Annotated in this window: 6 protein-coding genes; 3 read left to right on the top strand and 3 right to left on the bottom strand. The window is 53.6% G+C overall.

The window, feature by feature from the left end; all coding sequences use genetic code 11:
* The coding region (locus ACR0AP_RS20690) for a Gfo/Idh/MocA family protein (RefSeq protein ID WP_480509154.1) at positions 1-1,064 on the bottom strand (1,064 nt) is incomplete at its 3' end.
* 353 nt (positions 1,065-1,417) lie between these two features.
* On the opposite strand from ACR0AP_RS20690, the gene ACR0AP_RS20685 reads away from it, so the two are divergent.
* Positions 1,418-1,543 carry a hypothetical protein gene (locus ACR0AP_RS20685; protein ID WP_480509152.1) on the top strand — a complete coding sequence of 42 codons (126 nt, stop codon included), beginning with the start codon at positions 1,418-1,420 and terminating at the stop codon, positions 1,541-1,543.
* A 580-nt stretch (positions 1,544-2,123) separates the two neighbouring features.
* On the opposite strand, the gene ACR0AP_RS20680 is transcribed toward ACR0AP_RS20685, so the two are convergent.
* Together ACR0AP_RS20680 and ACR0AP_RS20675 are read right to left on the bottom strand one after the other, a co-directional pair.
* Positions 2,124-2,981, bottom strand: a complete 858-nt coding sequence (locus ACR0AP_RS20680; protein ID WP_480509150.1) for a universal stress protein — start codon at positions 2,979-2,981, stop codon at positions 2,124-2,126.
* Between the two features lie 178 nt (positions 2,982-3,159).
* Positions 3,160-4,200, bottom strand: coding sequence for a LacI family DNA-binding transcriptional regulator (locus tag ACR0AP_RS20675; RefSeq protein ID WP_480509148.1), 1,041 nt, complete (start codon positions 4,198-4,200; stop codon positions 3,160-3,162).
* A 102-nt stretch (positions 4,201-4,302) separates the two neighbouring features.
* On the opposite strand from ACR0AP_RS20675, the gene ACR0AP_RS20670 reads away from it, so the two are divergent.
* Both ACR0AP_RS20670 and ACR0AP_RS20665 read left to right on the top strand, forming a co-directional pair.
* Positions 4,303-5,814, top strand: a complete 1,512-nt coding sequence (locus tag ACR0AP_RS20670; protein WP_480509156.1) for a tripartite tricarboxylate transporter permease — start codon at positions 4,303-4,305, stop codon at positions 5,812-5,814.
* Complete coding sequence (locus tag ACR0AP_RS20665; RefSeq protein WP_480509146.1) at positions 5,811-6,275, top strand: tripartite tricarboxylate transporter TctB family protein; 465 nt, start codon at positions 5,811-5,813, stop codon at positions 6,273-6,275. The genes ACR0AP_RS20670 and ACR0AP_RS20665 overlap by 4 nt, the downstream gene beginning before the upstream one ends.
* Positions 6,276-6,469 lie beyond the last annotated feature (194 nt).

Below are 6,469 nucleotides of genomic sequence, written 5' to 3'. Positions count from 1 at the left end.
ATACAAGCGTCGACAATCTGACAGATATGGTGGCCGTCATCGAACGTTGGCCACGTGGCCGTTTTCGTCGTGATCGACTGAATAACCTCAGCGACTTCGATGATTTTGCTTTCATTGTAGCCCAAGGCAAAGTTTGGCAGAGGCAGGAAGGCGCGGAAGGTCGCATGCTCCGGTCCGACGTCGATCTCGCGGAAGCCGCGGCGCCCATTGGGATCGTCGTTGGAATAGAACCGCAGACGGTTCACCTCATCGTAGTCGTAGACCAAGCTGCCCTTGGTGCCGTAGACTTCATAGGTCTGGCGGAATTTGCGCCCTGTGGCGATACGGCTGAAGTCGACAATTCCCCGCGCACCGTTTTCAAACCGGCACAGCAGGTTCGTGCCGTCGGGATTGGTGATGTCTCGCCATTCTTCGGTGCCCGTCAGAAGGGTTTCCTCACCGTATCCTACTCCATCGACGACGGGACGTCGCTCAGTCGCAACGAAATTGTCGGCGATTAGTGCACTGGTTCGGCCCAGAAGAAAGTGCATGATGCTGAAAACGTGCGAACCGGTATCGCCAACGATGCCGGTTGGTGCCAGTGAGCCGTCCGCTCGCCACATGTACGGGGCCAGCGGATCGCCATAAACATCTACGTGTTGGCAGCCTTTGAAGAGTTTGACCTCTCCGATGTCGCCGGACGCGATGATGTCGCGAGCCAGATCGTGAACGGGGTTGCGCGGAAATGCATGACCGACGCGGGTGATGACACCTTTTTCGCGAGCGATATCAGCAAGCTCGCGGGCTTCGCTGGCGGTATCTGCAAGCGGTTTTTCGCAATAGACGTGCTTTCCGGCAAGCAGCGCTGCCTTGGCGACCTGGTAGTGCAAGCTGTCAGGCAGGCAGATGTCGATCAGGTCGATTTCGGGATCGTTAACCGCCTCCTCCCAGGATTGAAGAATTTTGGTGCCGGGCGCCCTGAAACTTAGCTCACTAGCTGCTTGCGGATTTGCCTCCACCAACGCGGCAACACGTGCCATTCCGTGTCCTTCCCCGAAGAAATGCGGAAACGTCTGGTAGGCCATGGTATGGACTTTCCCCATCCACCCGGACGCACCAAGTACCGCGACATTGACTGTGACCACGACAATCCCCCCCGTTTTGCTGTTTAAGCTTGTGGAACGTTCCAAAGCTAGTTAGTGGAACGTTCCAAGGAAGTCAATTTTTTTCCGGTTTCTTGGCCAGCTATATGGGAGCGCGTTTGCCAAGGCGCCGACCACCCAAGCAGTGCACGACTTTTGCTCCGCCCCGTGGCCGACTTTCTCACCGCTGTTTACAATCGAAGACGATGAGCTGATGCATCTTTGAAGATGACACGTGCTCGATCTGGACGTGCCGCTATGGCTCTGACGTCGTGTTTGCGCCACATGAGCATTGCATGTCTGTTCACGTCGCGGTTTATTGCGGCGCCGAAGTGGAAGTGCTTTACAAGCGCGAGTCAGGCGTGCTCCTGCATGGCGGTAACACGCTGGTCTCAGCTGGCGAGGTTGTGCGCCTTGGGTGAGATGCGGTTCATGCCATCTCTGGGGATGGAGAGGGCCAAAGCCATGCGATCCATGTCTATGAAGGCCCACTGACGCAGGTGAGCCCTTCGCTTTTTGACTGGACGACGGGGGAATAGGTGGAATTCACCATGGAAAACTTCCATGCGATGGCGCGACGTAAGTCTGAGATGGATGAATTCAAAAAACTGCTTCACTAAGCGTTCCCAGCAAACGCCACGGGTTGAAGGGCCAACCAGTCGATCTCGCGCTCATAGTTTAGCTCTACAGAGTCAAATCGCCAGAACTCTCGCGCAAAAGCTTCAAAGCATTTCCAGTCGAATACCGCTTCCGAAACATCTTACATACCTCCCATGACACTCAAGTTGTGGCACAGCTTTACGGAGCGAAGACATTATGATTCGTAGTTATTCCCTTGCTCGGACGGATTACTAACACCTCGTTGGCCTGATTGCAGCGCGCTAAGTCATTGGGTTTAATAGTGCTTCGCGATGACAGTCACACTTGCTGTCAAATTGTCAGAATACATCTCCAAAAGATGGGCTTGCGGACTCGGTTCCAGAGAGGCTTATCCAAACAGACTTAATGAGTTAGTACGACTGGCAACTCAGCGTGATCAACAATGTGCTGCGTAGCGCCGCCAAAAACCAGTTCTCGCTTCCGGCTGTGGCTGTATGCGCCCATGATTAACATATCGCAGTTTTGTGCCATGGTCGCCGACAGAATAGTGTCACCTGGGTTTGATCCAACATCAATTCTCTCGATCCGAGCCTCAATACCCTTGAGGTGGAGAAAGCTCACCAACGCGTCTGCACTATTGACAGGTTGTGTTGCTCCCCCGTCAAGAATGATCACGTCATTTGCCGAACCTAGTAGGTCTTCGGCCATTGCGATAGCGCGTGTCACCTCAAGCGAACCATTCCACGCCACGGCGATCCGCTCCCCAACACTGTTCTTTCGAGATTCTTTCGGAGGGCACATCAAAACCGGCTTGCCGCACTCATAGAGTGCAGACATCAGGCTTCGAAGGCCAATATTCCGTTCGCGTTCCGGGCGAGGCAGTACTACAAGATCGCAAAGCCGCCCCCATGGACCTATGAGGTCTGCCATTTTGCCTTCTTCTTCATGCCAAGTGGCGTTCAAAGGACCAAGTGACGTATCTGCGGACAGGGTCAAACCAAGTTGGTCAAGCATCGCGCTTGCCTCAGCAATGAGCTGTTCTTGGCTGTGATCTGCCTCTGACGTCGCGTGTTTCTTAATCTGTTCTCGCAACGCGAGTGGAACCACTACTCCAGAAGGAATCATGTCAGTAGGGCGGGCGCGACAATGCAAAATCTCGATGTGAGATTGGTTGGCTTTCGCAATCGCTGCTGCGTGCCACAAGCTGTTTTCTGAGTGGTCGTCTTCACGGACGGGAACCAATATCTTGTTAAGCGACATGTTTCTTTCCTGTCAGTTGCCCTAGTGGTGCTGGAAACGACCACGAAACCCGCTCCCAGCACCGTTTCAGGGAGGTAGGGAAATAACGATAAGCTATGAAAATCTTTTTGCAAATGTTTTCATATAGCGATGTCTCAACATTAGGCGATTGATCGAAACGGCGAGGCGCAGTCTTCTCTTACTTACCTGATAGCCACTGGCCTGTGGATCGGCGCTTAACGAACTTCAATTCCACTTGTGTGCGAGAAACCTCGTCAGTCCGTCCCGACTCAATCGCGTTGATCAGTGTTTGGGCCCCCAATTGACCTATGCTCCGTGCTGGCATACGCACGCTGGTAATTCCAGGCTCCATTTCAGCAGACCCTGCAAAATCGCCAATGCCGATCACAGAAAGATCCTCAGGTACATTCAATGACAGCGCGTGAGCCGCGTAAATGACGCCCTTGGCAATAACGTCGTTGCCACAAATGATGGCGCTCGGGCGGCCTTGGTCGCGGAGCAACTCCATCGCGGCAATCTTAGTATCGCTGAGGTTGTAGGGAACGGTGATGTTTTTCTCAGGTGGTACGGCGATTCCGAATTCGGACAAAACTGACTGCACTCCAGTGTATCGGTCCATGGCTCGGTCGTTCCCTCCAAACTCCGGAAACAGGGTTGCAATTTCAGAGTGTCCGAGATCAACAATGTGACGCGCAACCAAACGCCCCGCCTCAATATTCTGTGGACCTACGCAGCTAATTCGTGAGTTTTCGTCGAAGTTCCACAACGCGACCTTTGAGACGTCATGCGATTCTAGGAGCGCGTTTGATGCCGCCTGTCGGTCAAGTCCAACGAGTGCAATGCCATCGACACGATGCTCGAGGAGCGTGTGAATAAGCTTACGCTCCAGGCGCATATCGTAGCTATGAACACCCATAAGCAAGGTCAATTCGCGCATATTGAGTTCGTCAGCAAACGCCTGGATCATCTCCGCGAAAATGGCATTGTCAACCGTCGGGACAATCAACCCAATAGACCCTGTGCGCAGGCCTCGAAGAGTGTTTGCATATCGATTGCGAACATAGCCTAGCTGTTCGCTGGCTTTTTCGATCCGTTTGCGGGTGTCTGAGCGTACCAAATCCGGGTGATTGAAGAATCGTGACACGGTTGATGGGGATACCCCAGCCCTGCGGGCGACTTCTGTTATGTCTGCCTTCTTCTTCTTAGGTGTATGAAACATAACCGGAAACCACTTTTTATGAAAACATTTGCAAGAACATTTTCATTCGATAACCTGAAGAAGTCAAGTCGATCATTGATGCAACAAGAAGGGAGGAGCCGGGTGGAGTTCTTGCTCTATTTTGGAGGGGTCTTTACCCCAATGGCCATGATGCTACTGATTGGTGGTACCATTGGCGGGCTCATTTTGGGTGCGACACCCGGGTTGTCGCCGACCATGGCAGTCGCTCTTTTGATTCCTTTCACGTTTCATCTGGAGCCTGCGCACGGTCTTATTCTTCTGGGCGCAGCATATACTTCGACCGTTGCCGGAGGTGCGGTGAGCGCCATCCTTTTAAAGATTCCCGGTGCGCCGGCGAACATTGCGACATCCTTGGATGGCCACGCAATGGCCAAGAAAGGTCAAGGTGCCCGCGCACTCCAACTCTCCTTCCTCGCTTCAGGTGTTGGTGGGGTTCTAGGCGTATTTCTTTTGATCTTCCTGACCCCGGTTTTGGCGCAATGGGCGTTGGCATTTGGTCCTTCCCATCTGTTTTGGTTGGCGATCTTGGGGGTCACGGTGATTGGCACATTGGAAAGTGGCTCGGTCGCGAAAGGGTTACTGTCAGGCAGCATTGGGCTTTGGTTGTCCACCATCGGGTTTGATGACTTTCAAGGCGCAGAGCGGTTCATTTTTCACGATTCGCTCACTGGAGGGATCAACGTGATTGCGGCACTAATTGGGTTGTTCGCGATTCCTCAGGTCATAGATATGTTGTCTAAAGGCAGAGAGGCCGCCGCTGTTGAGGCCATTCATGTCGAACGCCACCCACTTTCGAAGTCTTTTGGAGAATTACTCCGCTCGAAGCGAGCACTGTCCATTGGAACAGCGGTCGGGGCGGTCATTGGTCTTATTCCGGGTGTTGGTGGGCAAATAGCCGGTTTGGTCGCCTACGACCAATCCCGGAAGTTCTCACCTGAAAAGGCCAAGTTCGGAACAGGTCATCCTGAAGGCCTGATTGCGGCGGAATCGGCAAACAATGCGATGGTGGGTCCTTCCTTGGTTCCCCTGCTTACACTCTCCATACCGGGCAGCCCAACGGCGGCGGTTCTCCTGGGTGGTCTGTTGATCCACGGTATTTTTCCGGGATCTGACTTGTTTGACAATCACCCCGAAGTCGCTTGGACTTTCATCAACTCAATGTTGATCGGTCAGATTCTGATGGTGGCATTTGGTCTCTACGTTGCTGGCCTTGCCGCTCAGGTTGCTCGCATCCCACCGTCACTGATGGCCCCAGGCGTACTCGCGTTGTCCATTTTTGGTGCTTACTCGGTCCAGCAGTCGATGGGAGACGTCTATGTGATGGCGGCACTTGGAATGATGATGTTTGCCCTCCAGCGGTTTGGGTTCTCCGCAGCGCCATTGGTGCTTGGGCTGATACTCGGACCCATTGCGGAAGCGAACTACATCCAAGGCAGCATGATCGCCGGGGCAAATGACGGGCAGTTCGCATACTTCTTCGGTGGTACGCTGAACATTGTTCTTATCGCGGCCGTCGTCGCATCGGTTCTTTACAGCGTCTGGATGGAAGTCTTGACGCGAAAATCTGATACCGCACAGGAGCAAGCCCAATGAGCAATTCTGAGCGCTTCCAACAGATTGTTCCCGCTGCTGTGATGCTTGTGATTGCTGGCGCCATTTGCTGGATCAGTTTTACCGCCGAACCCTCAGGTGCGTTCTTATTTCCCAGGTTGATCTCATCGGCGCTGGTTCTCTTTGCGGCTCTGACCTTTCTGAGCTCTCTCGCAGGTACGGCGCCGCCCATTCCTGGGTTTACGTGGCACATGCTCGCCAACGTCATTCCGGGTATCATCGTCATTTTGGTCGCTGTGTTTTGGGCTGCCAGTTCCGTCGGGTTTTACACGACCGCACTCGTGAGTTTTTTTCTGCTGGCTTCTTACTACGATCCGTCGGGTGATTGGTCGTGGCGCCGCTGGCTGTTCCGGGGCGTAGTGTCTCTCTGTTTTGTGCTTGTGCTCTATGGACTGTTCGCTCTCTTGCTGCGTGTCCAAACGCCGAGCGGATGGCTGTTGTAGAGCCGGCAAACACATCGATCTCAAAACGAAACTACCAAATCAACCAAGGAGGAGAACCATGAAATCATTTTTTGCCGCAGCCTTTGCTGGCCTATTGTCCCTGACGGCAGGGGCAGTGGCTGCCGACGACTACCCTGACCGCCCAATATCCGTGGTGGTTTCTTTTGGCGCCGGTGGTGCCACCGATTTTCAAG

Source organism: Ruegeria sp. AF7, from assembly GCF_056541885.1.
This window is presented reverse-complemented; position numbering and strand designations above follow the sequence as displayed.